The organism is Limnohabitans sp., assembly GCF_031539105.1.
In the GTDB taxonomy this organism is placed as follows: domain Bacteria; phylum Pseudomonadota; class Gammaproteobacteria; order Burkholderiales; family Burkholderiaceae_C; genus Limnohabitans.
Window position 1 is genome coordinate 53,007 of sequence record NZ_JAVKLM010000003.1, and the last position, 26,276, is coordinate 79,282.

The following is a 26,276-nucleotide window of genomic DNA, read 5'->3' on the forward strand; positions in this document are numbered from 1 at the left end:
CGCAATTACTGAGAACACCATGGCAAGTTCGCGACAGGCTTGAACGTGGGGTCACGTAACAATATGTTTTTTCGAAACGACTTCACATGACAGACAACACCCCCACTCCGCTTGAAACAGATGTCATGATCATCGGCGGTGGCCCCGTAGGTCTTGGCTTGGCCATTGAACTGGGGCAACGCGGCATTCACTGCATCTTGGCTGAGCGCCACACGCAAACCCAACCTATTCCAAGGGGTCAGAACCTGACGCAGCGCACGATGGAGCACTTTCATTTTTGGGGTGCAGAACCGCAGTTGCGTGCAGCTCGCACCATCCCCCCTGAATACGGCATTGGTGGCTTGACGGCCTATGGCTCACTGCTGAGCAACCACCACTACGACTGGCTGCAGCGTGAACTGGTGAAACCGTATTACTTCAAAGACAACGAACGCCTGCCGCAGTACGAGACCGAAAAGGTATTGCGTCAACGCTTGGCTCAGCTGCCTACCGTGAAGACGCTGTTTGGCTGGGATTCAGAGCACATCACGCAAGACGATACAGGTGCCACCGTCACGCTGACTGAGCGCAGCAGTCAACAAAAACAAACCATCCGTTCATCTTACGTCGTGGGCTGTGATGGCAGCCGGTCGCCAACCCGTGAGCAAGCAGGCATCACGCAAACCTTGTCCGACCATGACCGTTGCATGGTGCTGCTGGTTTTCAAATCGCAAGAGCTTCACACACTGCTCGCGCGTTTTCCTGGCAAATCGTTTTACAACGTGCTGCACCCTGAACTCAAAGGGTATTGGAAGTTTTTTGGCCGCGTTGACCTTGGCAACACCTGGTTCTTTCATGCGCCAGTGCCTATGGGCACCACAGCAGACAACTATGATTTCAAGAAATACCTCCACGAATCTGTGGGGGCTGAGTTTGAAATTGAGTTCCAACACATTGGCTTTTGGGATTTGCGCTTTGCCTTGGCCGACCAGTACCGCGCAGGCAGGGTCTTTATTGCAGGTGACGCCGCCCACAGCCACCCGCCTTATGGCGGCTACGGCGTTAACTCAGGATTTGAGGATGCACGCAACCTAGGCTGGAAATTGGCCGCAGCCTTGCAAGGCTGGGGGGATGATGCGCTGCTCGACTCTTACGACTTGGAACGCCGCCCCGTGTTTGCCTCCACGATCGATGACTTCATTGCCAAATCGATCGAAACAGACCGTGACTTTTTAGAAGACTTTGACCCACTTCGCGACCCAGACACATTCAATACCGCGTGGGCAGAAAGATCGCAAGGCGCAGTAGGTGAGGTGCATGCGTTTGAACCCAACTACGAAGGCTCGCCTGTCGTATGGCAAAACCACGTTGCATCACATGTTTGCAGTGCCAAAGGCTCGCACCAGTTCAAAGCGCGCGCAGGGCATCACTTGGCGCCTGCCGTTCTGTCCAACGGGAAAAATGTTTTTGAGGAACTGGGCAATGGCTTCACCCTGCTCGCCTTAGGGGGCGCCTCGACAGATACGCAAGTGTTAATCGATTCCGCCGCAGCTGCGGGCGTGCCGTTGACCGTAATTCACGAACACGGCGGCTCAGAGACCGACCGTTATGAAGCCCATTGGATTTTGGTGCGCCCAGATCAGTTCGTGGCGTGGGTCAGTGAAGAAAAAGCCATTGATCCAAACTTGGCCCATCAGTTGTTCAAGCGTCTACGCGGTCAAAGCGACCACGCAGCGCATTGACAACAAAGCGGATTAATCTGCTGTGATTTGCTTGGTGCGAATCACAGCACCCCAACGCGGGTAGTCTTTGGCCACGATCGCAGCCAATTCGGCAGAGGTCGAAGCTGAAGCATCCAGCCCCGCCTTGCCCAGGATTTCTTTGACTTCAGGTTGGCGCAAGATCGCGGCCATCTCTGTGTTCAAGCGTGTGACCACAGCGGCAGGTGTCTTGCTAGGCGCAAAGAAGGCATACCAAAGATCGACATCAATGCGCTTGACCCCCATCTCTTCAAACGTTGGCACATCAGGCGCCACAGGGTGACGCTTAGGGCTACCCGTCGCCAAAGCATTCAAACGCCCACCCTTCACAAAACCTTGCGCAATGTGCACGGGCAAGAAGCCCACATTGAGCTCACCACCCAGCAGATCTTGCGTGTAACCTGCCGTGCCGCGATAAGGCACGTGCAGCATGAAGGTGTTGGACTCGAGTTTGAACAACTCCATCGCCATGTGATGCGGCGTTCCCACGCCAGGTGAACCAAAACTAATTGCCCCTGGCTTGGCTTTCGCCTCCTTGATCAAGTCGGCCAACGACTTGATGCCCGTTTTCGGATTGGCCACCAGCATCAACGAACCATAAGCAGCCATCGAGACAGGCGCAAAGTCCTTCACGGGATCAAAGCCTACGTTCTTGTACAACTGGGACGCGATCAACATCGTGTTGGCGCCCATCAAAAGCGTATAGCCATCAGGGTTAGATTTGGCCACTGCATCTGCCCCGATGTTGCCGCTGGCACCCGGCTGGTTTTGCACCACCACGGGTTGCCCCAATCGCTCACTCAAACGTGGTCCGACCACACGCGCAATGGTGTCCATACCCGTACCAGGTGTGAAAGGCACGACGATTTTGATGGCCTGATTCGGATAAGTGCCTTGTGCAGATGCACCCAGGCTCAATAAGCCAACCGCAGCCAATACAAGTGCTGCGATTTGTCGACGATTAACGTTCATCATTCAAATTTCTCCAATAGAAGTGCAACTCAGGCGGTCTTGGACACGGGCGGAATTTTGAACAAACGTTCTGCGTTGTCTTGGAAGAAGGCTTTGCGAACCTGCGGTGCCATGTCGAGGTTCTCCAACATCGCCACTTCTTCTGGCACATATTGGTAGGGGTAGTCCATGGCGTAAAGCACGCGATCGGGCCCCATGAAGTCTTGTGTGAATTTGAGCGCTGCGCCCCATGCCACGCCACTGTTGGTGATGTGGAAGTTCTCACGCAGATAGTCGCTGGGTTTCTTCTTGGTGGGCAGCACGCTGGGGTAGCGCTTGGACTTGACGGTGGCTGCATGCATGTAGTCCAGGCGGTAGGCCCAAAACGGCAAAGCCTCACCCATGTGACCCAAAATAATTTGCAACTTAGGAAAGCGATCAAACACACCCGAGGTGATCAGGCGCAGCGCATGCAAGCCTGTCTCCACACCAAAGCCGTAAATCGCACCATCCAACCCCGCTTCAATGAAGTGCTGAATCATGCTGGCAGGCATGGCGTTGGGGTGCAGGTAGATGGGCGTATCCATCGCCTCAGCCGCTTCAAAGATGGGCCAAAACTTTTGATCGGACAAATATTCGCCTTGGGTGTGTGAATTGATCACCACCGAATGCATGTTCAACTGATTCACACCGCGTTGAATTTCTTTGGCTGCAGCTGCGGGGTCTTGCGGCGCCACTGCAATCATGCCTACCAAGCGGTCGGGGTGGCGGCGCATGGCGTCCGCGAGGATGTCGTTGGCCACAGGCGCGAACGCCACAGCCGTGTCTTTGTCCATGATCTGCACGCCGGGTGATGTGAGCCCGATGACTTGCACATCCACACCCGCTTCGTCCATGTGCTGCAAGCGCAGCGCGTCCAAATCGGTCAAACAACGCATGATGTGCGTGGCCCGCTCACTCGGGCTGCTCATGTAAAAGCCCATCAAGTGCTTAAAGCCCACATCCACATCGTCTTTGGCCAAGATGCGTTTGTAAATTTCCAACATTTCGGGGGGAGAAAACGCCTCTTCGGTGGCAATGCGTCGATAGGGTCGCGCGGGCAAAGAGGATGAAGGGGCGCTCATGGATTTCCTTAAATTATTGGCACTCAGGCACTGGCGTTGGCAAAGCCCTTCTCTCGTAGAAGGCCTGCAAATTAGCGAGCGCCAATGCTGCCATGGCTTGACGTGTTTCGACTGTCGCGCTGGCGATATGCGGTGTCAGCACCACATTGGGCAGGCGGCGTAACTCGGGGTCAATGATGGGTTCATCCCAAAACACATCCAGGGCAGCGCCTGCAATGGTTTTGTCTTTCAGTGCTTGCACCAACACGGGCTGGTCCACCACCGAGCCACGCGCAATGTTGATGAGGTAGCCCTTATGGCCCAAGGCTTGCAACACCGAAGCACCGATTAAATTTTTGGTGGTATCACCGCCCGGCACGGCCGCCACCAAATAGTCCACCGCTGACGCTAGCTCAGTGGCTGTTTTATAAAAAGCATAGGTCAAGTCAGCCTTGGCTTCGCGACCTGTGTAAGCGATCGACATATCAAACGCAGCGGCACGTTTAGCAATCGCGCGACCAATGCGCCCCATGCCCACAATGCCAAGGCGTGCACCCGATACTTTGTGCGTCAACGCAAACAAATCGTCTACCCAATCGCCGTTGCGCACAAATTTGTCGGCTTGCGGAAGGCGCCGCCCAATCGACAGCACAAGCCCCATCGCCAAGTCAGCCACATCGTCGGTCAACACGCCTGGCGTGTGGGTGACAACGATTCCTTTTTCTTTGGCAACGGCCACATCCACCCCGTCGTAGCCCACACCGCAAATGGCAATCAGCTTCACATTGGGCAACATCATCAGCAGCTTTTTGTCGACCTTGGCAGCGCCTGTGCCGACGATGGCCGTGACCTTGCTCAAAGCACCCGGGTCTTTGATGTGGGTGTGGTCATGCACGATGTAGTCGGCCTCTTGCAGCGCCTTCATCATGAAAGGCGGCAAGGGGGAGACTTGTAAAATTTCTTGTGCCATGGCGGAATCCTCCAACAGTCTTTGATCTACACATAACTTTACTCCCAGTTGATCTGTCAGCTGATTAGCTAACATGACAGCATGACTGAAGGCACTCCTCTCCTCAACATCAGCGGCGCTGTCGCCACCCTCACCCTACGTCGACCCTCACTGCGCAACAGTTTGACTGACGACGACCTCAACACACTGCTGGATCACTTTGAGGCGATCAACCGCAACACCGCAGTGCAAGTGATGGTGTTACGCGCTGACACCACCGAGCAAAAACAAGCCGTGTTCAGCGCTGGCTACAACGTGGTCGGGTTTGACAAAGACCCCATGGCTCCTTTGTTTTTTGAAAAAATCCCTGAAGCTTTGGAGCGCCTGCGTCCCGTCACCATTTGCGCCTTGAATGGCAGCGTCTATGGCGGCGCCACCGATCTTGTGCTGGCTTGTGACTTCACTGTCGCGCAACGCGGACATATTTGGCGCATGCCCGCAGCCGCCCTGGGCCTGCATTACTACCCCAGTGGGTTGCGCCGTTATGTCAGTCGCTTTGGCTTGCAGGCCAGCAAACGCGCCTTCTTGCTGGGTCAGTCCATGCCTTATGAAGCTTTGGACTCCTTAGGTATTTTTGAAACATTGGTTGAGGGGGATGAGTTTGAGACCGCCGTGCAAAACTTGGTGATCACTCTGAGCAGCATGGCGCCCTTAGCTTTGGCCTCTACCAAGAAAAGCTTGAACGAAATTGCAGCAGGCCTCTACAGCGAGCCTGCCTTAAAAGAACGCGCACGCCACTCGGTGCACAGCCAAGACTTTGCTGAAGGTCGTGCAGCATTTGCCGAGCGACGCGCGCCCAAATTCACGGGCACCTAAAACGCGCACAGATATAAAAAAGGGAGCCCTAAGGCTCCCGTTTTGTTTTAGCCTGCGAACAGGCCAAGGCTGAAATTAAGCCTTTTTGGCGTAAGCAGAGCACCAGCCCTTGCCAGCCACTTGCTTACCAGCAAACAAGGGGCAGCCGCCAGCCGCATCAGCAGGCTTACCTTGGAACAAGGCGCAGTTCGCGCACTGTTGACCAGCCGCGTACTTAGGTTGCTTGGCTTTGTCGACTTTGGTTGCGTCTGCTTTGTAGCTCAAGCCAGCAGCTTGCGGGTCTTTCTCGTCCACCATGGCTGCTTGAGCCGCGGTAGTTGCAAAGGCAGCAACGCCAGCAACAGAAATGGTTTGCATCATGAATACGCGACGGTTGGTAGGTTTGTTCATCAATGTCCCCTTGGGAAAGTTCAAAATTGGGCCAGAGAATGCTGGCTTTGCATATCTTAGCGAGTGTTCCTAACGTTCAATCGACAAATATCAATTGGCACTACCTTTTTGTATGCCTCTGTCTTGCATACGTATTTCAGCAAACGTCAAGGCATCGACCGTATCCACATCCAACACGCAGCCCTCATCGTCCACGTCTAGGCGGCACACGGTGTGCCGCGCCACCACGGCACGTGCCCCGAAGTCGCCCGTGAGTTGCAGCAAAGACGCACAGCACATGGAACCAAACCCCACAGGGTGACCCTGCTGCCCTTGATACAGAGGTATGACCACCTCATGCGCTTGCAGAGCCTTGGCAACCGCCAACAAGGTGCTGGCTTGAATCAATGGCAGGTCAGCTGGCAAGATCAACCAGCCTTTTGCGTAAGGCGTCGCCGCCACACCGCAGGCGATGCTGTCAGCCATACCAGGATTTGGCAGATGCGACGTGTGTGATCGCTCCACCACATGACACGGCAAGCCACTGGCACGCACCGCTGCCAAAACATGCTCACGAACAGTTTGACCACACAACAGAGATTGGAGTTTGTCTTGCGTGGCGCCAGACGCCTTAAAACGCTCGCCCCTTCCCGCCGCCAAAACGATGACCGTGGGAAGTGCGGTCACACTTTGACGCAAGAAGATTCGGTCGCCACTGTCGCAGCAGCTGCCGCGTTTTTGACTTGCACGATTTGCGCAACGATGGACACCGCAATTTCCGCCGGGGTTTGCGCACCAATGCTCAAACCGACGGGCCCATGCAAACGCTGCAAGGCCTCAGAACTGATGTCAAAGTGCTCCATCAGACGTTGCTTGCGCACGGCTTGATTGCGACGGGAGCCCAAGGCCCCCACATAAAACGCGTCCGAATTCAAAGCTTCCATCAAGGCCATGTCGTCCAACTTTGAGTCGTGCGTCAACGCCACGATGGCGGTATGCGCATCAGGCTTGAGTTCAAGCACCACATCATCAGGCATGCCCATGACACGGGTCACACCTTCGAGGCCCAACGTTGCCGCGTATTCTTCACGCGGGTCGCAGACCAGCACTTCGAAATCTAGCAGCTTGGCCATGTGCGCCACGGCTTGGCTAAGTTGGCCTGCGCCAATCAACAACAAGCGCCAGCGAGGGCCAAACAAGGTGGTGAGTGTGATCCCGTCAAACTCCAACGCGTCGCCACGCACAGCCTCACGCAGCGTCACTTCACCCGTTGAAAGTTTGACCGTGCGCGCCACCAATTGGTGTGACGATGTGCGGTGCAAGACCTCTTCAATCCAAGCCACATCTTTGACAGGCTCTTGCACCAAACGCAACGTGCCGCCGCAGGGCAAACCAAAGCGTGCTGCTTCTTCCTTGCTCACGCCATAGGCCACCATGGACGGATGAGCAAGCGCGTCGTACTCACCGGCTTTGATGCGGGCAATCAAGTCGTCTTCGACACAACCACCCGACACAGAACCGCTGACCACACCGTCGTCACGCACAGCGAGCAAAGCCCCGGGTGGGCGCGGGGCACTGCCCCACGTTTCCACCACCGTGACCAAAGTGACACGACGCCCAGCTTGACGCCAAGCCAGCACATCACCCAACACGCGCAGGTCTAAGCTCTCCATGTCGTACCTTTAGGCAACGGCTGTTTGCTTGAGCACTTCGGCCGTGATGGGCAGGCGACGCACGCGCTTGCCTGTGAGCTTGGCCACCGCGTTGGCAATGGCAGGCGCCACCACCGCCGTGGCTGGCTCGCCAATACCGCCGGGCTTCTCGGTGCTCTTGACCAACACGATGTCGATCTTGGGCGCCTCGTTCATGCGCACAGGTTGGAAGTTGTGATAGTTGGTCTCTTGCACACGGCCATTTGCCATGGTGATTTGGTGCTTGAGCGTCGCGCCCATGCCAAAGATGATGCTGGACTGCAACTGTGCTTCCACCGTATCGGGGTTGACCATGTGACCCAGGTCAGCCGCCACCGTGACGCGGTGCACTTGCACATCGCCATTGCCGTCCAAACTCACCTCAGCCACTTGGGCCATGTAGGTGTCGTAGCCTTCCATCAACGCGATGCCCAATGCACGGCCTTTGGCCAATGGCTTGCCCCAGCCAGCTTTGTCAGCGGCGAGTTTGAGCACGTTGGCAAAGCGTGGTTTACCGGCAAGCAAGCTCATGCGGTATTCGTAGGGGTCTTTGCCTGCGGCTTTGGCCAGCTCGTCCATGAAGCTCTCGTTGGCGAAAGCGTTCATGTTGTGGCTCACGGCACGCCAGTAGCCCACACGAATACCGGTGTCGTGAATCACCAAGTCGTGTTGGGTATTGGCAATGTTGTAGCCAGCCACAGCCGCTTCGGCCATGAAGGGATCCATGGTGTCTTTGGGCAAACCAAAGGCGCGTTGTGTCACAGACTGAGAAGCGACTTTGAAATGCATTGCCACGGGCTTGCCTGACGCATCCAAACCGGCCTTGAGTTGGTTGACACCAGCAGGACGGTAAAAGTCATGCGTCATGTCGTCTTCGCGAGTCCACAGCAGCTTGACGGGCTTGTTGACCGCCTTTGAAATTTCCGCCGCTTGCACGATGAAGTCCAGCTCTAAACGACGACCAAAACCACCGCCCAAGAAGGTGGTTTGCAGTGTGACGTCTTCGGGCTTGAGGCCCAAAGCCCCAGCCACCGCGCCTTGTGCGCCTTGTTGGAATTGCGTGGGGCCAATCAGCAAAGCCTTGTTGCCTTGCACATGGGCCGTGAAGTTCATGGGTTCCAGCGGGGCGTGTGCTTGCATGGGGATGACGTACTCGGCTTCCAGCACTTTGGCCGCGCCTTTGAGTGCAGCTGCCACATCGCCTTGCGGCTTGATAATTTCCAAGACCTTGCCAGTTTTCAAAGCTTGGCGTGTGCCATCAATCACACTGGCATCGCTCAAGGTGGCGCCTACGCCCTCGTCCCACTGAATGGTCAACAAGTCGCGGGCTTTTTTGGCTTGCCACCAGCTGCTGGCCACCACAGCTACGCCGTCGCTGATTTGCACGACATCAATCACGCCAGCAACAGCTTTGGCTTTTGCGCCATCAAAGCTTTTGACCTTGCCGCCAATCACGGGGCACTGCGCCAACGAGGCGTAAACCATGCCTGGCAACTTGACATCAATACCAAACTCGGCTTTGCCGTTCACTTTGGCCGGTGTGTCGAGGCGCTTGGTGCGTTTGCCAACGATTTTAAAATCCTTGGGGTCTTTGATCGGTGGATTTTCTGGCACGGGCATGCGTCCAGCAGCTTCGGCCAATTCACCATAAGTGGACTTCAAACCCTTGGGTCCGTAAATCATGCCTTTGTCAGCACGCACCAAATCGCGGTCCACCGCCCAACGTGCCGCAGCTGCCGTGATGAGCATTTCGCGCACTTGTGCACCTGCTACACGCAACTTGAGCCATCCTTCTCGCACAGACGTTGAACCGCCCGTGAGCTGCCCGCCTAGCAAGGCGTTGATATAAACCTCACCGGGAGGCGCAGCAGCCACTTTGATCTGACTGATGTCCACGTTGAGCTCTTCGGCAATCAACATGGGCATGGAGGTGTAAACGCCTTGACCCATTTCAGAACGGGCAGAGAGCAAGGTGATGACGTTGTTATCGGCAATGTGCACCCATGCGTTGGGTGTGTGCACCGTGCCTGCGGCCATGGCTTCGCCAAGTGTGCCGGGCAGGTTAAAGCCGAGCATGAAACCACCCGTGACGGCAGCGGATGCTTTGAGGAATGAACGGCGAGAGGTTTGTGTATGTGTCATGGTGTGTCTCCGGCGGTTCAGGCTTTGCGCATCATGGCTGCGGCATCTTTGATGGCGGCACGCACACGGGTGTAGGTGCCACAGCGGCACAGATTGGCACTCATGGCTTGGTCAATTTCAGCGTCGTTGGGGTTCTTGTTTTTGGCAAGCAAAGCGGCTGCGCTCATCAACTGGCCTGACTGGCAATAGCCGCACTGAGGCACGTCGTGCTTGATCCACGCCACTTGCAGGGGGTGGCTGTTGTCTTTGGAGAGGCTCTCGACAGTGGCGACTTTTTTGCCAGAAACGCTCGAGAGTGGGGTCTGGCATGAGCGAACAGGCTGGCCATCCACATGCACGGTACAAGCACCGCACAAAGCAGCACCACAACCAAATTTGGTACCCGTCAGGCCCAGTTCATCGCGAATGACCCACAACAGCGGGGTATCTGTTTCGGCATTGGCCTTGGCGGCTTTGCCGTTGATTTGAAAATCGACACTCATCAACGTCTCCTCAAAATAAGTACAGTGGAGTATCAATGAAAAGTTATTACGATGAACGAGACCCCTTTTCGGGTTTTCCCTTTACTTGTCACCTGCGACACAGCCAAACACCATGAGCCACATTTCCGACCTGCGCAAAAGTTACGAACGCGCCGAACTCAACGAGTCAGCTTCTGCGGCAGACCCCATGCAGCAGTTCGACCTCTGGCTCAAAGAGGCCATTTCTGGCGAGGTGCCCGAGCCCAACGCCATGACCGTGGCCACCGTGGGCAGCGATTTGCGGCCCAGCACACGCGTGGTGCTGATCAAAGGCTATGACGAGCGTGGCATTGTGTGGTTCACCAACTACAACAGCCGCAAAGGCCAGCAACTGGCGGGCAACCCGTTTGCAGCTTTGCAATTCCATTGGGTTGAGCTAGAGCGTGTGGTGCGCATCGAAGGCCGTGTTGAAAAAGTCAGCGACGCCGAGAGTGACGACTATTTCAACAGCCGCCCGCTCGACTCACGCATTGGCGCATGGGCCAGTCCGCAAAGCCAAGTGATTGAGGGGCGGGGCACGCTGGTCACCAACGCCGCCAAATACGCGGCGCAGTTTTTGTTACAACCCCCTCGCCCACCGCACTGGGGTGGCTACCGTTTGGTGCCCGAACAATGGGAATTTTGGCAAGGCCGCAAGAGCCGTTTGCATGACCGCTTGCGTTATCGCCAAACAACTGATGGCGCTTGGATACGCGAACGACTTGCCCCATAAATCGTCAGCCTCACACAACGCGACACAAAACAAAAGCGGCACTTAGGCCGCTTTTGTTTTTGGTGCTTCTGAGTCTCAGAAGCTCACTTGAGCGCCCACCTTCAAGCTACGCCCAGCAATAGGCGGTGCATTGGTGCCCATGGTCTGCGTTAACACCGACGTGGACGAATACGCCAGCTTGTTGGTGATGTTGTCGAACTTGGCAAACAACAACCAATGCGTCGGACCGTAGGTATGGGCGTGGTAGTTGATACCTGCATTCCAAAGCGTGTAGTCTGCCGTGGTGACGCCACCATCAGGCACACGGTTTTGAGCCGCCGCATGCATGAAACCAAAGCGAGCACCCCACGCGTTACGAGACCACACGGCATCTGCCCCCAAGCGCATCGGCGCAATGCGTGGCAAAAAGCTGTCGTGCGTCAAATCTTTGGCGCGCACCACATCGGCACGCAACTCGAGGTCCATTGAGCCACGGGCTGCATTGGGCGACAGCAATGCTTCTTGACCTGCGACCATGCGTAGCTTGGCGGTGGATTCGATGCCATAGAAACGGGCGCGAACACCTTGGAAGGTGTATTCGGGTGGGTTCACAGTTGCATTCGTCGCTTGTAAAGAGATGAAATTGGAGAACTCTGAAACAAATCCAGTGATTCCAAATTTGTGTGGCCCTTGCTTCCACTCACCTCCCGCATCCAACTGCGTGCCTTTTTCTAACTTGAGACTTGATTGGCCTATCTCATAGGTACCCGTGGCCGCATGCTCGCCATGCGCAAACAACTCGTAGTCTTTGGGCGCACGTTGGCTGGCACTGAGGTTGGTGGTGAGCTGCCAACCCTGTTGTGTTTCACCCTCGCGCAAGTTGTACAGCGCACCCAAAGCTAAATTGAGCGGATTGAATTTTGTTGATCCAGCCAAATTACCTTGATGGTCCTCAAGTGCCATCACTTGCACCTCTTCAGCGCGAGCCCCCGCAGAGAGCTGCCCCCAAGAAGTTTTCAAAGCTTGGTAAGTGAACACCCCTGTGCTGTTGGTGCGCGTAGGTGGCAAAAGGGTGTTGGTCCCATCTCCAGCTTTGGCTTGCAAGTTGTTGCGCTCATGCTGAATACCAACCGTGCCATCGAGCTGCATGCCCTGGTTCAAAGGCATGGCGCGCTGGCGACCCTCTAGTCGGAAATCATGACCTTTGTTTGAAAAAGTGGATTCTGGATTCACCCCTGCAAACTCGGTATGGCTGTAGTGGGTATTGCCCAGCTGAAACTTAACATCTTGAAACGCCCCCACGTCACGCAACAAACCCTCCGTCACATGGTGTCGGCGCAGCATGCCGATGGTCACCTCAGGCTCAGCCACCGTACCGTATGTGGAGCGGTATTCACTGGTCGACAAGCCTAAATAGCCACGGTCAAACAAGAGTGTGCCGCCCACCGCGCCGCCTTGGCTGTTGCTGCCCGAGTTACACGCGCGGCGGCCGTTTGACGGGCCAGCTTCGCCGCACGTCATGTCTTTGGGCACACGCAAGTTGTTGGTGCTGCGGTCAAACGCATCGACGTGCAACACCACTTTGTCATTGCCTGCTTCAACCATCGCAGCCGTGCTGCGCTCGTTGGCTGCGCCACCAGCACGCACTTCGGTTTTACCAATGACACCGCCTTTGGCGTCAAAGCTGCGCTCACGCGCAATGCGGTTATCGATCACGTTGACCACGCCCCCCATAGCGCTGCCGCCATACAGCAAGGTCGCAGGGCCTCGCAACACTTCAATGCGCTCGGTGGCAAGGGGGTCGATTGGCACGGCATGGTCGTTACTCAGACCCGACACGTCCATGTTGGCGCCGCTGTTTTGCAAGATGCGAATGCGGTCGCCGTCCATGCCGCGAATGATGGGGCGGCCCACATTGGGACCAAATGAGCTGTTGGCAATGCCGGGCAAGTTGTCAAGCGTTTCGCCCAAGGTGCTGCCTTGGCGCTGCGCGAGTGCTGCGCCAGAGATCTGCTGGGCGGGCACCAACAATTCGCCACCTTCTAGGTTGCGAGCGGTGATGGTGACCTCGTCTAAGCGATGGACATCGTCGGTGTGCGCCGTTTGTGCACAAGCATGACCAAGCCAGAGAGAAAGAAATGAACAAGCGGCAGCGGCTAGGGCGTTGCGCTGAAAAACGTGTGTCATGTGATGTTCCTGCAGGGCGTGTGCTTCGCCCCATGTGTTTTGCAATGAAACCCAGCGCACCCGCATTGCGCTGGGTGAGCCGATGGGATGCTTAAAGCAAAACAGCAGGTGGCCCTCGGGCCGCATAAAAACGCTCGAACAGCGCAAAGCGCTCACTGAGCGTCGCAGCCACCCACGTGGGCACAGCTGCCAATACAAGCAATGCCCAAACAGGAAGATGCAGCAAATCGGGGCAGGCTTGGTCAAACAATTGGCACTCGGCCGAACTGCTGTGATCGCCCCAAATGGCAACCAAAAAACTGGCCTCTTCTGTCGCCACAGCGGACGCCGCGTGCGAGAAAACGCCCGCACTTTGCTGCGCGTGCACCACCCGATGCAACACGCCCACCGTTTGCACCAAAACCAAGGCCGTCAGCAGCAGAATCAGCGCACGTCGCAAGCCGCGCTGCGCATTAGTCACGACGCACCTTGTCAGCAAAGGTCTGCACAAACTTTTGCACCTTGGGTGCCACCACAAAGGCGCAGTAGCCTTGGGTTGGGTTGTGTTCGAAATAGTCTTGGTGGTAAGCCTCTGCGGCTGAATAGTTGTCCAAGTTTTTCAGCTCGGTCACCACGCGTCCTGACAGTGCGGCATTCACCTCGTCCAACACTTGCTGCGCCACCTCGCGGTCGGCTTCGTCACTCAGGTAAATACCGCTGCGGTATTGCGTGCCTGCGTCGTTGCCTTGGCGGTTCAAGGTGGTGGGGTCGTGGATGACAAAGAAGATTTCCAGCACCTCACGCAAGCTGATGACTTGCGGATCGAATACCAAGCGCACCACCTCGTTGTGGCCAGTGTCGCCCGTGCACACATCGGCATAGCTTGGCTTTGAGGTGTGGCCGTTGCAGTAGCCCGACTCCACGTCCAACACGCCATTCACACGCACAAACACCGCCTCGGTGCACCAAAAGCAGCCCCCGCCCAAGGTGATGATTTGGGTGCGTCTGTCTTGTGCCATGGTGTGTGTCATAGGCATTGATTCTATGATCGCGTGCGCTAAGGCACAGATGCCCATCTGGTTTTTAGGCACACTGGAATGAACATGGACGCATTGCTCGCTCTCAAACCCATCCTGACCACGCTGGTCTTACCCGCCACCGGCGGCTTGTTGCTTCTGTTCGCTTTGTTGATGTGGGCGTGGCGCCGCAGCGCACGCGTGGGTCGACTGCCTGTTGCACTCGCGAGCTTTGCCACATTGGGGATGTGGCTCTTGAGTTGCCAGGCTGTGGCCATTTGGCTGTCGGTGCATTTGCTGCCGCAAGTCAGCCCCATCACCCCTGAAGATCTCAAGCACCAACACGTGCAAGCCATCGTTGTGTTGGGGGGCGGAGTTGACAACGAAGCTTTGGAATACGGCGGCCCCACGTTGTCGCCCGATGTCATGTCACGTTTGCTGTACGGCGTGCATTTGTCGCGCACCACCCAGCTGCCCATGGCCTACACCGGTGGCGTGGGTTGGGCGGGGCAAAGCGGGCAAACGTCTGAAGCCGAAGTGGCTGCATTGGCTTTGAGCCGATTAGGCGCACCCTCGCTTCGCTGGCAAGAAAAGCTATCCCGTGACACGCGCGAAAACGCGTTGTTCACTGCCGCCCTGCTGAAAAACGATGGGATCACGCACATCGCCTTGGTCACCCACGCTTGGCACATGCCACGGAGCGTGCGTCAATTTGAAGCGGCGGGTTTGCGCGTTGTCCCTGCCCCAATGGGCTATATCAATAGCGATGCTTCACCTCTTTTGCAATGGCTGCCCAGCGGCAAAGGCCTGCGCGACTCTGGCTGGGCTATACGTGAATGGCTGGGGCTGTTGCTGACATGAGTGCTTCTAAAGAATTAAGCTGATACATTAATAACCCACCAGTCATTAGTATCACATGCCCCCTGAAATTCTGATCAACCACAACGAAACGGCGCCCAAACGCGAACGCCGTAAAGAAGCGCGTCCTGGTGAATTGCTGGACGCGGCTTTGGACTTGTTTGTTGAAAAAGGCTTTTCCGCAGCGCGCGTGGACGAAGTCGCGGCCCGCGCGGGGGTATCCAAGGGCACGTTGTTTTTGTATTTTGAGAGCAAAGAAGATTTGTTCAAAGCGGTAGTGCGCGAAAACATCGCCAAGAAGTTTCCGACGTGGGAAGAAGAGTTCCTCACCTTTGAGGGCAGCAGCGCAGACATGCTGCGCTACGCCTTGGTGTCGTGGTGGGAGCGCATTGGCAAAACACGCGCCAGCGGTATCACCAAGCTGGTGATGAGTGAAGCACAAAACTTCCCAGAAATCGCAGCTTTTTACCAAGAAGAAGTCATCAAGCCAGGCAATGCCATGATTGGCCGCATCTTGAAGCGTGGCGTACAAAGTGGCGAATTTCGCGACATCGACTTGGAACAGGCCGTTCACATCATCGTTGCGCCCATGATCTTTTTGATGATGTGGAAGCACTCCATGGGGGCCTGCGCGGCATCAGCCAAGATCGTGGACCCCGAACAATTCATTCACATGCAAGTCGATGTTTTGCTCCACGGCATGACCGCTAAAAAAACCACATGAAACACATCAAACCTCGTTGGATCGTCATTGGCGTCATCGTCTTGGCACTCGCCGCTGGGGTGTGGCGCTCGCTGAGCAATAAGCGCGCACAACAAGCCGCTGCCTCAGCGCCTGCGTCAACCGTGACACAAGTGGAGCTGACCACCAGCGATGTGTTGAAGGCCGAGATGCGAGACATCACGCAAGGCTTGGAAATTTCAGGCACGGTCAAAGCGGTGAACTATGCGGTCATCAAGGCCCGCGTGGCGGGTGAGTTGAAAGAAGGGGCCGCGCGTGAAGGCGACGCGGTGAAAGCCGGCGATGTGCTGGCCCGCATCGACCCCACCGAATACCAACGCCGGTGGCAGCAAGCCGCCGAGCAAGCCAAATCTGCCCAAGCGCAAATGGAAATTGCCAGACGCCAGTGGAACAACAACCAATCTCTCGTGGAGCAAGGTTTCATTTCTAAAGCGGCCATGGATAACTCTTTGGCAAGTTATGTTGGCGCAGATGCCAGCTATAAAGCGGCCATCGCCGGGGCCGATGTGGCCCACAAAGCCTTGGACGACGCCACTTTGCGCGCACCCTTTGCAGGCATCGTGTCTGGCCGCGCTGCCCAAGTGGGCGAGCGGGTGGGCATTGACGCAAAAATTATGGAGCTGGTGGACTTGAGCCAACTCGAAGTTGAGGTGCCGCTGAGCCCCAGCGAATCGATGGACGTGCGCGTGGGTCAAGTGGCCGCGCTGCAAGTGGAAGACCGCAAAGACACCCTGGGTGCCAAGGTCAAACGCATCAGCCCAAGCGCCCAAGCGGGCAGCCGCAGTGTGTTGATTTATTTGACCCTCGACAAAGCCCAAGGCTTGCGCCACGGCCTGTTTGCCAAAGGCATTTTGGGGATGGGCAAAAGCCAAGTGTTGGCAGTGCCTTTGTCTGCCGTACGCACCGACCGCGCGCAGCCCTATGTGCAAGTGGTGGAACAAGTGGGTGAACAGTTGCAAGTCATGCACAAGACCGTCACGCTGGGCGCGCGTGGCATGGACTTGGCTCAACCCGAGTCTGAAACCATGGTGGGTATCACAGGCCTGAATGAAGGTAGCACCGTGCTCAAAAGCAATGTGGGCGCCCTGCGCGAAGGCATGGTGGTGAAGTACACCGCACCCGCTTCTGCTGCCAGCTCAGCGCCTTAAGGCGACAGACCCAGCATGTGGTTCACCAAAGTCAGTTTAAAAAATCCGGTCTTCGCGACCATGGTGATGCTCGCCTTTGTGGTGTTGGGCTTGTTCTCTTACCAGCGCTTGAAGATTGACCAATTTCCCAACATCGACTTTCCCGTGGTGGTGATCACCACCGAGTACCCGGGTGCTTCGCCCGAGATTGTGGAGAGCGAAGTTAGTAAGAAGATTGAAGAAGGCGTCAACTCGATCGCGGGCATCAGCGCCCTCACCTCGCGCAGCTACGAAGGCATGTCGGTAGTGGTGATTGAGTTTCAGCTCCACATCGATGGCCGCAAAGGTGCCGACGATGTGCGCGAAAAGGTGGCGGCCCTGCGTCCCACCCTGCGCACCGATGTGAAAGAGCCCAAGGTCTTGCGCTTTGACCCTTCAAGCCGCGCCATTTGGTCGCTGGCCGTGGTGCCCGAAACACCTAAGGTGGGTAAAGCACTCGCTGCCGTCGAGCTGACCAACTGGGCTGATCAAGTATTGAAAAAACGCCTCGAGAACGTGCGTGGCGTGGGCTCGGTGTCATTGGTGGGCGGCACCAAACGCGAAATCAATTTGTACCTGAACCCCCAAGCCATGGAGTCCCTCGGCATCAGCGCCGAGCAAGTGGTGAGCGCTGTCAAAACAGAAACCCAAGACTTGCCCGTGGGCAGCTTGCGCTCGCTCCAGCAAGACCGTGTGATTCAAATTCAAGGCCGCATGCTTCGCCCCGAAGACTTTGGCCAAATCATTGTGGCGCGTAAAAACACAACGCCGATTCGTTTGAACCAAGTGGCCACCGTGAACGACGGCGCACAAGAAGTGGAGAGCTTGGCGCTTTATAACGGCCAACGCACGCTGTTGATGACGGTGCAAAAGGCCCAAGACGAAAACACCATCGACGTGATTGATGGCCTGAACAAAACCGTGGCAGAGATGAAAGCACAGCTGCCCCCAGGCCTACGCCTAGAGCAAGTGCAAGACGGCTCACGCCCCATTCGTGTGGGTGTGGCCAATGTGCGTCAAACACTCATTGAAGGTGCGCTACTGACAGTGCTGATCGTGTTCTTGTTTTTGAACTCGTGGCGCTCCACCGTCATCACAGGCCTCACACTGCCCATTGCCATCATTGGCACGTTTTTGTTCATGTACATCTTTGGCTTCACCATCAACATGATCACGCTCATGGCTTTGTCGCTGTGCGTGGGCCTGTTGATTGATGACGCCATCGTGGTGCGTGAAAACATCGTGCGTCATGTGCAAATGGGCAAAACACCTTACCAAGCCGCGATGGACGGCACGCAAGAAATTGGCTTGGCTGTGTTGGCCACCACGTTGTCTATCGTGGCGGTGTTTTTGCCCATTGGTTTCATGGGCGGCATCATCGGCAAGTTCTTCCACGAGTTTGGCATCACCATCGTGGCGGCAGTGCTCATCTCCATGTTTGTTAGCTTCACGCTCGACCCCATGCTGTCGTCCATTTGGCATGACCCGACCATTCACGCACACGGCGAGCACGGCAAATCCAACGCGTTTTATGACCGCACCATTGGCCCCGTCACGGCTTGGTTTGAAACGACGACAGACAAACTCGTCGCGCTCTATCAACACATTTTGAAATGGTCACTGATTCACAAACGTGCCACGGTCTCCTTGGCCATTGGCACTTTTGCACTGAGCATCTTCATGGTCCCTCTCCTAGGCACTGAGTTTGTGCCCAAGGCTGACTTTTCAGAAACCAGCGTCAGCTTCTACACACCTGTGGGCTCATCGCTCGAAGTGACCGAGTCCAAAGCCAAACAAGTCGAAGCCATCATTCGCGAGTTTCCAGAGGTGCGCTACACCTTGTCCACCATCAACACGGGCGCAGCAAACGGAAAAATTTACGCCAGCTTTTACATCCGCTTGGTCGACCGCAAAAACCGGCAACGCAATGTGGACCAAATGTCGGCCACGCTGCGCGAACGCTTGCTGCAAGTGCCTGGCATCACCGTCACACATGTGGGCTTGCTGGACGCGGTGGGCGGCAACAAACAAGTGGAGTTTTCGCTGCAAGGCGGTGATTTGCGCGAGCTCGAACGCCTGACGGTGCAAGTGATGGAAAAAGTTCGCACCATTCCCGGCTTGGTCGATTTGGACTCCAGCGTCAAGCCCAACAAACCCACCATCGAGGTGCAGGTGCAACGCGAAGCGGCCAACGACCTTGGCCTGTCGCTGGGCGCGATTGGCAACCAATTACGCGTATTAGTTGCAGGCACCACCGTGACCAACTGGCGAGCCGAAGACGACCAAACTTATGACGTGAACGTGCGCTTGGCACCCAACGCCCGCAATGCCATGCAAGACCTAGAGCGCCTGCCCTTCACCCTAGGCGTCAACGCCGACGGCAGCCCCCGCGTGGCTCGTCTCAACCAAGTGGCCCAAGTCGTAGAGGGCACAGGTCCCAACCAAATCAACCGCCGTGACCTGATGCGCGAAGTGGCCATCAACGCCAACGTCTACAACCGCTCGGCGGGTGAGGTGTCTGGCGACATTCGCCAAGTGCTGGACGGCATCCAAATGCCGCCTGGCTACCGCTACCAGTTTGGCGGGTCTACCAAAAACATGGCCGAGTCATTTGGCTACGCCATCTCAGCCTTGGTGCTGGCCATCGTGTTCATTTACATGATTCTGGCCAGCCAGTTCAAAAGCTTCTTGCAGCCCATGGCCTTGATGACCGCGCTGCCACTGACTCTGATTGGCGTGGTGTTGGCCTTGCTGTTGTTCGGCTCTAGCTTGTCGATGTTTTCCATCATTGGCGTCATCATGCTGATGGGTTTGGTCACCAAAAACGCAATTTTGTTGGTCGACTTTGCCATCCGCTCGCGCGAGCCCCAAGTGCAGCCGGATGGCTCCGTCAAGCCCGGCCTGAGCCGCCACGACGCCCTGCTCCTGGCCGCCGAAGTGCGTTTGCGCCCCATTTTGATGACCACCTTGGCCATGATTTTCGGTATGGTGCCTTTGGCTTTCGCCCTGTCTGAGGGCGCCGAACAACGTGCGCCCATGGGCCAAGCCGTGATTGGCGGGGTGATTACCTCGTCATTGCTGACGCTGGTAGTCGTACCCGTGGTGTACTGCTATTTGGATGATTTGGCCGAATGGATGAAACGCAAATGGGCGTCAGGCTCTGACAGCCCCGCCCGTTAAAATTTTGGTTAGCACGAACTGAACGCAACTGAACAATTTCGGAGTTTTGAGATGAATACCCAAGAACAAGCCCGCTTCAACATGGTCGAACAACAAATTCGTCCATGGCAAGTGCTCGACGCCCACGTGTTGAGCGTGTTGTCTAACGTGCAACGTGAATTGTTTGTGCCACAGGCTTTTCAAGCCTTGGCTTACACCGATACCGAAATTCCCTTGAGCCACGGCGAATTCATGGCACCTCCCCGTGTGGCTGCGCGCTTGATGCACGACTTGCAACTCACAGGCGTAGAAAAAGTCTTGGAAATCGGCACTGGCAGCGGCTACATGTCTGCTTTATTGGCAGGCCGCGCCCAACGCGTAGTGAGCTTAGAAATCAACCCAGAGCTGGCCAGCAACGCCCGCAACAACCTGCAGCGCGCGGGCATCACCAACGTCGATGTGCGTGTGGCAGACGGCAGCACCGGCGCTTCGGGCGATGCTCCTTTTGACGCCATCGTGCTCGGCGGCTCTGTGGCCGAGGTGCCGCAAGCTTTGTTGCAACAACTGTCCATGGGCGGTCGTTTGTTGGCGATTGTGGGCACTGACCACGTCATGGTTGCCACGCTGTTCACACGCACCGCTGACGCAGCCTGGAACAGCAAAGCCTTGTGGGACCACACGGCCCCACGTTTACAAGGCTTTACAGAACCAACCCGCTTCAAGTTCTGAAAGCGCGGCATGATTGACCAAGTCCAACCCGCTCAGTTGCAAGACTGGATCGCCTCGCAAGCACCCAACGGCGCAGCCGTGGTGCTGGATGTGCGTGAAGCCTGGGAAGTGCAAACCGCTTGCGTGACCGCGCAAGGGTTTGAACTGTTGAAAATTCCCATGCACACCATTCCACCGCGTATCGCTGAGCTAGACCGTGACCAACCGATAGCCGTTCTGTGCCACCACGGTGGGCGCAGCATGCAAGTGGCCGCATTTTTGGTGCAACAAGGCTTTAGCCATGTGGCCAACATCGCTGGCGGCATCAACGCTTGGTCGTCACAAGTGGACGCTTCGGTGCCCACGTATTGATTTTTGAAAGAACTGAATGTCGCTCTCTCGCACTGTGTTTCGCACCCTACCCCTGACCACAGCCGTGGTGTTGGCTTTTGCAACAAACGCACAAGCCCAAAGTTTGGTTGAGATGTATGACGCAGCGCGTGGGTACGACGCAGGGTTTATTTCGGCTAAGGCGCAGTTTGAAGCGAACTTGGCAAGAGCCAACCAAGCACTAGGCGGCATCTTGCCAAACATTGCTGTCTCCGTGAGTCAAGTCCGAACAGACTTTCAACGCCAGTCACAAGGGACAGAAAGAACAGCCATTACCGAGCTGGAAACCAAAACCACAGCCGCCACATTGGTTCAGCCCATTTATCGCCCTGCGGCATGGGCCACTTACCGACAAGGTGGCCGCCAATTGCTGCAAGCTGCTGCGCAATACGAAGCTGCAGAACACGAGTTATTGATTCGTGTCTCTCAAGCGTATTTCGACGTCTTGACCAGTGAAGACAACCTAGAACTGGTTCAAACGCAAAAGAAAGCCGTGAGTGAACAACTGGCTTCTGCGCAACGCAACTTTGAGGTTGGCACCGCCACCATCACGGGCGTGCGCGATGCACAAGCCCGCTTTGACTTGGCTGATGCCCAAGCCATCGCTGCCGAAAACGATATACGTACCAAACGCTTAGCGCTCGATATGGTGGTGGGTTTGAGCAATGCCAAGCCCAAACGACTTGCCAAAAATACCACCTTGGTTGCGCCGCCCAAAGAAGATGTCAATGACTGGGTGAGCCAAGCACACGCGAGCAGTCCTGCAGTGCGTCAGGCACAACTGGCGGTTGAAGTGGCCGACTACGAAATGGACAAAGCAACTGCAGTTCACAAGCCAACTTTGGACGCCCAAATGACATACGGCCGCACAGAAAACTTGAAAGGTGCATTTGTCGGCACAACCTATGCTTCGACACCATCGACCACTTGGAACCCATCTGTCGGTCTCTTTTTGAACGTACCCCTGTTCGCAGGTTTCAGCGGCGTCTACAAAGTCAAAGAAGCCATCGCTTTGAAAGACAAAGCACAAGCTGACTTGGAAAACGCCCGCCGCGGCACCGAGCAAGCCACACGCAACACCTATTTCGGTTTGATCGCTGGCCTAAGCCAAGTCAAAGCCTACGAAGCCGCAGAGGCTTCTAGCCAAAGCGCGTTGGATGCCAACAAGCTGGGTTACTCGGTGGGTGTGAACATCAACATCGATGTGCTGAACTCGCAAAGCCAGCTCTACCAAACCAAGCGCGACTTGGCCAAAGCGCGTTACGACGTGTTGGTGACCAACCTCAAACTGCGCCAAGCCGCTGGCACGTTGACGCCTGCAGACTTGCAGCCCATCAACGCCTTGCTGGCACCTTAATTCGTTTTCAAATAGGGCAGCAGCGCCTGCGTGGTGCGCTGCGCTGCGCCTCGGTGAGCTTGTGAAAACGTCATGCACGCTTGCACGTGTGCATTCTCATCAGGCTCAAACCTCACCATCTGCAAAGCCGTCGTCACGGCCTGAGCCATGCCTTCGACGCGCAAGGCCGCACCCGCTTCTTCGGCCAGCTGCGCAGCTTCTGCAAAGTTAAACGTGTGCGGCCCCATGATGACGGGGCAGCCACACGCGGTGGACTCGATCAAGTTTTGTCCGCCTAAGGGCGCAAAGCTGCCCCCTAGCAATGCAGCATCTGACAAGCCGTAATACAAAGCCATTTCGCCCAGCGAGTCGCCCAGCCAAATGGTGTTGGCGTCGTTTGATTGATCGGCATCTGACCCATCTACCCATTGGCTACGGCGTGACACTTTCCAACCGCGCTCAGCGATCAAAGCAGCCACGTCATCAAAGCGTTGCGGGTGACGCGGCACGACCAACCAATGCACTGCGTGGATGTGGTCTTGATGGTCAAGCGGCATGTCTTTCAAGGCTTGAAGCGCATCCAGCCACATGGTTTCTTCGCCTTCGCGTGAGCTGGTGAACAAAACCACGGGGCGGGTGAGCTTTTGCTTCCACGTCTTGGCCAACGCCAGTTGAGCCTCATCGGGTTTGGCATCAAATTTCAAGTTGCCCAACACCGCGTCCACCTTGGCACCCAAGGTTTGCAAGCGCTCGGCGTCGGCCTGCGTTTGCGCCAACACGGCTGACAAGCCTTGATACGCAGGCCGCGACAGCCAAGCCAAGCGCTGCGCTTGGTGCATGCTTTTCTCGCTCATGCGGGCGTTGACCAGCACCAGGGGCACATGGGCCTTGTTGCACTGCGCTACCCAGTTGGGCCACAGCTCGGTTTCTAAGATGATGCCCACGCAGGGTTTGAACTGCGCCAAAAAGCGCTGCACCGCAGCAGGCGTGTCCCATGGTTGCCACACTTGCACATCGCCTTCTTGCAGCAGGCTCACACCTTGGGCACGCCCTGTGGCGGTGCCGTGCGTCAGCAAGATGCGAATGCCGGGTTGCGCAGCTCGCAGGGCTTGCAGCAACACCGCCGCTGCGCGTGTTTCCCCCAAGGACACAGCATGCACCCACACATAGCCACCTTGAGTGGGAGCCTGTGTGTAGTGGGCAAATCGTTCTTCGATAGCGTACAAATAACCCGCTTCTTCACGACCACGGCGTTTTAGTTTTCGGCGCAACAAGGGCTGCAAGGCCTGCATGAGCAAGCTATAAATTTGCAGCATCACCGCGGACCATCCGCCGCTGAACAGGCAAGGTAAGCACTCCAAGCTTCATCCACAGATGGCACATGGTCTCCGCCCACAGCACACTGATGCGTTGCGCCAACAGGGCCCGCGCGTTCAATGCGCGGCTGACTAAAGAGCTGCACAACTGGGAGGTTCAACGCAACAGCCAAATGACCTAAACCAGAGTCAACCGAAATAACGCTGCGGCAATTCGCCATGCGAGAGAGAACATCTGACAACTTCATGCGTGGCAACACGTGTGCATGCTCACCCAACACTTGCGCCAGTCGCTGCACCAAGTCTGCCTCACTCGCATTCGCTTGAGGTAAAAGAACAGTTTCACCCTGCTCAATAAGGCGACGTCCTAGTTGCACCCATGATTCAAACGGCCACTCATTGTCCAAACGTGTCGTGCCATGCGCAAACATGACACCTGCGCGATCTTCATGTGCAGCAGCTACCAACGGATAAATGGGGGCACGCTGAAGCACACCCGTCGATTCATAACCCAAGGCTCGAGCTGCCAAGGTCCGATAGCGAGCGACGGCATGGATCGTCTTTTCCATCGGCACAGACTTTTGAAGTAACCATTTCACGGGCCATTCGTAGGCACATAAGTCACTCTTGTTGGCATAAGTGGCAGTAAATCCATGAGGCGTCAAACTGGCACCACGCGCAATGCGCGCGGATTTAATCAGCCCCTGAAAGTCAATGACGGCGTCGTAAGGTGTTTCACGCAAGGTCTGCCAAAACTGCGCCCACTCTTGTCGCGTTTCACGTTTGAAGGGGCTTTTGCGCCATCGACGCTCAGCACAAGCAATGACACGCGTCAGCCCTTGCGCTTGAGAAACTAGATCGGCAAAGGCTTCTTCAACCACCCAGTCAATCGTGACGCCAGGCAAACAGGCCTTCATGTCCTCAATGACAGGCATGGTTTGAATCACATCTCCCAAAGACGAGAGCTTGACGATCAAAACCCTCAATGCGCCGCCTCTTGAAACTTCGCATCCGGCTTCACGCGACGCAAGAGCGCCAGCATGTCTTGCTCAATGCGGTCCAGCGCGGCTTGGGTTTGGCCTTCAAAACGCAGCACCAAGACGGGCGTGGTGTTAGACGCGCGAATCAAACCAAAGCCATCGGCCCAGTCAATGCGCAAGCCATCAATCACACAGGCTTCGGGCTTGAAATCAGGCGAAGGCAATTCACCCGACGACACAAGTTGCTGCAACTCAGCGCTCAAGCGGTGTGGTTCGCCTTCAGCACAGCCCACGTTCAATTCAGGCGTGGAGAAGCTGGTGGGCAAGGCGTTCAGCACCACATTGGCGTCGGGGCTGCGGCTGACGATTTCGAGCAAGCGGCAGCCGGCATAGGTGCCGTCGTCAAAACCAAACCAACGTTCTTTGAAGAAGATGTGGCCGCTCATTTCGCCGCCCAAAGGCGAGTCGACTTCTTTCATTTTGGCTTTGATGAGCGAGTGGCCAGTTTTGAACATCAAAGCTTGGCCGCCCGCTTCGCGAATGGCGGGAGCCAAACGCTGCGAGCACTTCACGTCAAACACAATCGCGCCGCCGGGCACGCGTGACAACACGTCTTGTGCAAACATGGCCATTTGGCGGTCGGGGTAGATGTTGTTGCCGTCTTGGGTCACGATGCCTAAGCGATCGCCGTCGCCATCAAAAGCCAAGCCCAATTCAGCGCCTGTGGTTTTGAGTGCGGCAATCAAGTCTTTCAAGTTCTCAGGCTTGCTGGGATCTGGGTGGTGGTTGGGGAAATTGCCATCCACTTCGCTGAACAACTCAATCACCTCACAACCCAAGGCGCGGAAGATGCCAGGCGCTGTTGCACCCGCAATGCCGTTGCCGCAATCGACCACCACTTTCATGGGGCGGCTCAGGCGCACATCGCCCACGATGCGGGCCACGTAATCGGCCGTCACATCGACGTGCTTGATGCTGCCGCCCGCCTTGAGCGTCCAGCTCTCGGCTTCCATGATGTGGCGCAAGCCTTGAATTTCGTCGCCGTAAATCGCGCGACCACCCAAGACCATCTTGAACCCGTTGTAGTCTTTGGGGTTGTGGCTGCCCGTGACTTGAATACCGCTCTTGCACAGCGTGCTGGCCGCGAAATACAGCATGGGGGTCGTCACAGCGCCCACATCTATCACCTGCACACCCGCAGCCACCAAGCCACGCATCAGCGCTTCGACCAGCGAAGGGCCGCTCAAGCGCCCATCGCGGCCAACAGCGACCGTGGTTTCGCCCGAAGCGGCAGCATGGGTACCAAAGGCACGGCCCAAGGCCTCGGCCACTTCGACATTGAGGGTGGAGGGAACGACACCGCGGATGTCGTAGGCTTTGAAGATAGAGGCGTTCACTTGCATAGTG

The 26,276-nt window shown here is 56.3% G+C and carries 24 protein-coding genes; 10 read left to right on the forward strand and 14 right to left on the reverse strand.

Going from position 1 to position 26,276, the window contains the following annotated elements; genetic code table 11:
• Nucleotides 1-86 precede the first annotated feature (86 nt).
• On the forward strand, nt 87-1,721 hold the full coding sequence (locus RMR24_RS00360) for an FAD-dependent monooxygenase (RefSeq protein WP_310613103.1): 1,635 nt from the start codon (nt 87-89) through the stop codon (nt 1,719-1,721).
• A gap of 12 nt (nt 1,722-1,733) precedes the next feature.
• Here the strand turns inward: RMR24_RS00360 and RMR24_RS00365 are convergent, their stop codons facing one another.
• Genes RMR24_RS00365 through RMR24_RS00375 form a run of 3 tightly spaced genes read right to left on the reverse strand, consistent with a single transcriptional unit; the run spans nt 1,734 to nt 4,763 of the window.
• The gene (locus RMR24_RS00365; protein WP_310613104.1) at nt 1,734-2,714 is read right to left on the reverse strand and encodes a tripartite tricarboxylate transporter substrate binding protein; all 981 of its coding nucleotides are present in this window, start codon (nt 2,712-2,714) and stop codon (nt 1,734-1,736) included.
• Between the two features lie 26 nt (nt 2,715-2,740).
• Nucleotides 2,741-3,814 (reverse strand): amidohydrolase family protein, encoded by a 1,074-nt coding sequence (locus RMR24_RS00370; protein ID WP_310613105.1) that lies wholly within the window; start codon nt 3,812-3,814, stop codon nt 2,741-2,743.
• A 13-nt stretch (nt 3,815-3,827) separates the two neighbouring features.
• On the reverse strand, nt 3,828-4,763 hold the full coding sequence (locus RMR24_RS00375) for a 2-hydroxyacid dehydrogenase (protein ID WP_310613106.1): 936 nt from the start codon (nt 4,761-4,763) through the stop codon (nt 3,828-3,830).
• 81 nt (nt 4,764-4,844) lie between these two features.
• Between RMR24_RS00375 and RMR24_RS00380 the strand changes: the two genes are divergently transcribed.
• Nucleotides 4,845-5,618 (forward strand): enoyl-CoA hydratase-related protein, encoded by a 774-nt coding sequence (locus RMR24_RS00380; RefSeq protein WP_310613107.1) that lies wholly within the window; start codon nt 4,845-4,847, stop codon nt 5,616-5,618.
• 75 nt (nt 5,619-5,693) lie between these two features.
• Here RMR24_RS00380 and RMR24_RS00385 read toward each other — a convergent pair whose 3' ends face one another.
• From RMR24_RS00385 to RMR24_RS00405, 5 genes are all read right to left on the reverse strand, one after another.
• Entirely contained in the window at nt 5,694-5,978 is a 285-nt protein-coding gene (locus RMR24_RS00385; protein WP_405023290.1) for a high-potential iron-sulfur protein, read from the reverse strand.
• A gap of 120 nt (nt 5,979-6,098) precedes the next feature.
• Nucleotides 6,099-6,674 (reverse strand): nucleotidyltransferase family protein, encoded by a 576-nt coding sequence (locus tag RMR24_RS00390; protein ID WP_310613109.1) that lies wholly within the window; start codon nt 6,672-6,674, stop codon nt 6,099-6,101.
• The gene (locus RMR24_RS00395) at nt 6,671-7,660 is read right to left on the reverse strand and encodes an XdhC family protein (RefSeq protein WP_310613110.1); all 990 of its coding nucleotides are present in this window, start codon (nt 7,658-7,660) and stop codon (nt 6,671-6,673) included. The genes RMR24_RS00390 and RMR24_RS00395 overlap by 4 nt, the downstream gene beginning before the upstream one ends.
• A gap of 9 nt (nt 7,661-7,669) precedes the next feature.
• Nucleotides 7,670-9,820, reverse strand: a complete 2,151-nt coding sequence (locus tag RMR24_RS00400; RefSeq protein ID WP_310613111.1) for a xanthine dehydrogenase family protein molybdopterin-binding subunit — start codon at nt 9,818-9,820, stop codon at nt 7,670-7,672.
• Between the two features lie 17 nt (nt 9,821-9,837).
• On the reverse strand, nt 9,838-10,302 hold the full coding sequence (locus RMR24_RS00405) for a 2Fe-2S iron-sulfur cluster-binding protein (RefSeq protein ID WP_310613112.1): 465 nt from the start codon (nt 10,300-10,302) through the stop codon (nt 9,838-9,840).
• Between the two features lie 112 nt (nt 10,303-10,414).
• Here RMR24_RS00405 and pdxH point away from each other — a divergent pair, with 112 nt between their 5' ends.
• Entirely contained in the window at nt 10,415-11,053 is a 639-nt protein-coding gene (gene pdxH, locus RMR24_RS00410) for a pyridoxamine 5'-phosphate oxidase (protein WP_310613113.1), read from the forward strand.
• Between the two features lie 75 nt (nt 11,054-11,128).
• Here pdxH and RMR24_RS00415 read toward each other — a convergent pair whose 3' ends face one another.
• The 3 genes from RMR24_RS00415 to msrA all read right to left on the reverse strand — a co-directional run bounded on the left by RMR24_RS00415 (nt 11,129) and on the right by msrA (nt 14,229).
• Nucleotides 11,129-13,219, reverse strand: a complete 2,091-nt coding sequence (locus RMR24_RS00415) for a TonB-dependent receptor domain-containing protein (RefSeq protein WP_310613114.1) — start codon at nt 13,217-13,219, stop codon at nt 11,129-11,131.
• Nucleotides 13,220-13,310: 91 nt separating this feature from the next.
• Complete coding sequence (locus tag RMR24_RS00420; protein ID WP_310613115.1) at nt 13,311-13,679, reverse strand: hypothetical protein; 369 nt, start codon at nt 13,677-13,679, stop codon at nt 13,311-13,313.
• Complete coding sequence (gene msrA, locus RMR24_RS00425; RefSeq protein WP_310613116.1) at nt 13,672-14,229, reverse strand: peptide-methionine (S)-S-oxide reductase MsrA; 558 nt, start codon at nt 14,227-14,229, stop codon at nt 13,672-13,674. Before msrA ends, RMR24_RS00420 begins: the two co-directional genes overlap by 8 nt.
• Before the next feature lie 72 nt (nt 14,230-14,301).
• Here msrA and RMR24_RS00430 point away from each other — a divergent pair, with 72 nt between their 5' ends.
• From RMR24_RS00430 to RMR24_RS00460, 7 genes are read left to right on the forward strand one after another with little or no spacing between them, the layout of a single operon-like run.
• Nucleotides 14,302-15,075, forward strand: a complete 774-nt coding sequence (locus tag RMR24_RS00430) for a YdcF family protein (protein WP_310613117.1) — start codon at nt 14,302-14,304, stop codon at nt 15,073-15,075.
• A 55-nt stretch (nt 15,076-15,130) separates the two neighbouring features.
• Complete coding sequence (locus tag RMR24_RS00435; protein ID WP_310613118.1) at nt 15,131-15,796, forward strand: TetR/AcrR family transcriptional regulator; 666 nt, start codon at nt 15,131-15,133, stop codon at nt 15,794-15,796.
• Nucleotides 15,793-16,962: an efflux RND transporter periplasmic adaptor subunit gene (locus tag RMR24_RS00440; protein ID WP_310613119.1), complete on the forward strand. Its 1,170-nt coding sequence runs from the start codon at nt 15,793-15,795 to the stop codon at nt 16,960-16,962. Before RMR24_RS00435 ends, RMR24_RS00440 begins: the two co-directional genes overlap by 4 nt.
• 15 nt (nt 16,963-16,977) lie before the next feature.
• On the forward strand, nt 16,978-20,160 hold the full coding sequence (locus tag RMR24_RS00445; protein WP_310613120.1) for an efflux RND transporter permease subunit: 3,183 nt from the start codon (nt 16,978-16,980) through the stop codon (nt 20,158-20,160).
• Nucleotides 20,161-20,211: 51 nt separating this feature from the next.
• A complete protein-coding gene (locus RMR24_RS00450; RefSeq protein ID WP_310613121.1) occupies nt 20,212-20,868 on the forward strand; it encodes a protein-L-isoaspartate O-methyltransferase in 657 nt (218 codons plus the stop codon).
• 9 nt (nt 20,869-20,877) lie between these two features.
• The gene (locus RMR24_RS00455; RefSeq protein ID WP_310613122.1) at nt 20,878-21,219 is read left to right on the forward strand and encodes a rhodanese-like domain-containing protein; all 342 of its coding nucleotides are present in this window, start codon (nt 20,878-20,880) and stop codon (nt 21,217-21,219) included.
• A gap of 16 nt (nt 21,220-21,235) precedes the next feature.
• Nucleotides 21,236-22,594: a TolC family outer membrane protein gene (locus RMR24_RS00460; protein WP_310613123.1), complete on the forward strand. Its 1,359-nt coding sequence runs from the start codon at nt 21,236-21,238 to the stop codon at nt 22,592-22,594.
• Here the strand turns inward: RMR24_RS00460 and RMR24_RS00465 are convergent.
• From RMR24_RS00465 to RMR24_RS00475, 3 genes are read right to left on the reverse strand one after another with little or no spacing between them, the layout of a single operon-like run.
• Complete coding sequence (locus tag RMR24_RS00465) at nt 22,591-23,889, reverse strand: 3-deoxy-D-manno-octulosonic acid transferase (protein ID WP_310613124.1); 1,299 nt, start codon at nt 23,887-23,889, stop codon at nt 22,591-22,593. The genes RMR24_RS00460 and RMR24_RS00465 overlap by 4 nt on opposite strands.
• Nucleotides 23,889-24,875: a lipopolysaccharide heptosyltransferase I gene (gene waaC, locus RMR24_RS00470; RefSeq protein WP_310613125.1), complete on the reverse strand. Its 987-nt coding sequence runs from the start codon at nt 24,873-24,875 to the stop codon at nt 23,889-23,891. Before waaC ends, RMR24_RS00465 begins: the two co-directional genes overlap by 1 nt.
• Entirely contained in the window at nt 24,872-26,272 is a 1,401-nt protein-coding gene (locus RMR24_RS00475; RefSeq protein WP_310613126.1) for a phosphomannomutase/phosphoglucomutase, read from the reverse strand. The genes waaC and RMR24_RS00475 overlap by 4 nt, the downstream gene beginning before the upstream one ends.
• Between the last annotated feature and the right edge of the window lie 4 nt (nt 26,273-26,276).

Excerpts from the sequence above, each read along its gene's own strand:
- RMR24_RS00365 (WP_310613104.1), bottom strand. The coding sequence starts at position 2,714 with ATGATGAACGTTAATCGTCGACAAATCGCAGCACTTGTATTGGCTGCG.
- RMR24_RS00455 (WP_310613122.1), top strand. The coding sequence starts at position 20,878 with ATGATTGACCAAGTCCAACCCGCTCAGTTGCAAGACTGGATCGCCTCG.
- RMR24_RS00430 (WP_310613117.1), top strand. The coding sequence starts at position 14,302 with ATGGACGCATTGCTCGCTCTCAAACCCATCCTGACCACGCTGGTCTTA.
- RMR24_RS00375 (WP_310613106.1), bottom strand. The coding sequence starts at position 4,763 with ATGGCACAAGAAATTTTACAAGTCTCCCCCTTGCCGCCTTTCATGATG.
- RMR24_RS00440 (WP_310613119.1), top strand. The coding sequence starts at position 15,793 with ATGAAACACATCAAACCTCGTTGGATCGTCATTGGCGTCATCGTCTTG.
- RMR24_RS00450 (WP_310613121.1), top strand. The coding sequence starts at position 20,212 with ATGAATACCCAAGAACAAGCCCGCTTCAACATGGTCGAACAACAAATT.
- RMR24_RS00360 (WP_310613103.1), top strand. The coding sequence starts at position 87 with ATGACAGACAACACCCCCACTCCGCTTGAAACAGATGTCATGATCATC.
- msrA (WP_310613116.1), bottom strand. The coding sequence starts at position 14,229 with ATGACACACACCATGGCACAAGACAGACGCACCCAAATCATCACCTTG.
- RMR24_RS00475 (WP_310613126.1), bottom strand. The coding sequence starts at position 26,272 with ATGCAAGTGAACGCCTCTATCTTCAAAGCCTACGACATCCGCGGTGTC.
- RMR24_RS00460 (WP_310613123.1), top strand. The coding sequence starts at position 21,236 with ATGTCGCTCTCTCGCACTGTGTTTCGCACCCTACCCCTGACCACAGCC.
- RMR24_RS00435 (WP_310613118.1), top strand. The coding sequence starts at position 15,131 with ATGCCCCCTGAAATTCTGATCAACCACAACGAAACGGCGCCCAAACGC.
- RMR24_RS00395 (WP_310613110.1), bottom strand. The coding sequence starts at position 7,660 with ATGGAGAGCTTAGACCTGCGCGTGTTGGGTGATGTGCTGGCTTGGCGT.
- RMR24_RS00445 (WP_310613120.1), top strand. The coding sequence starts at position 16,978 with ATGTGGTTCACCAAAGTCAGTTTAAAAAATCCGGTCTTCGCGACCATG.
- RMR24_RS00385 (WP_405023290.1), bottom strand. The coding sequence starts at position 5,978 with ATGATGCAAACCATTTCTGTTGCTGGCGTTGCTGCCTTTGCAACTACC.
- pdxH (WP_310613113.1), top strand. The coding sequence starts at position 10,415 with ATGAGCCACATTTCCGACCTGCGCAAAAGTTACGAACGCGCCGAACTC.
- RMR24_RS00370 (WP_310613105.1), bottom strand. The coding sequence starts at position 3,814 with ATGAGCGCCCCTTCATCCTCTTTGCCCGCGCGACCCTATCGACGCATT.
- RMR24_RS00405 (WP_310613112.1), bottom strand. The coding sequence starts at position 10,302 with ATGAGTGTCGATTTTCAAATCAACGGCAAAGCCGCCAAGGCCAATGCC.
- RMR24_RS00415 (WP_310613114.1), bottom strand. The coding sequence starts at position 13,219 with ATGACACACGTTTTTCAGCGCAACGCCCTAGCCGCTGCCGCTTGTTCA.
- RMR24_RS00380 (WP_310613107.1), top strand. The coding sequence starts at position 4,845 with ATGACTGAAGGCACTCCTCTCCTCAACATCAGCGGCGCTGTCGCCACC.
- RMR24_RS00465 (WP_310613124.1), bottom strand. The coding sequence starts at position 23,889 with ATGCTGCAAATTTATAGCTTGCTCATGCAGGCCTTGCAGCCCTTGTTG.
- RMR24_RS00400 (WP_310613111.1), bottom strand. The coding sequence starts at position 9,820 with ATGACACATACACAAACCTCTCGCCGTTCATTCCTCAAAGCATCCGCT.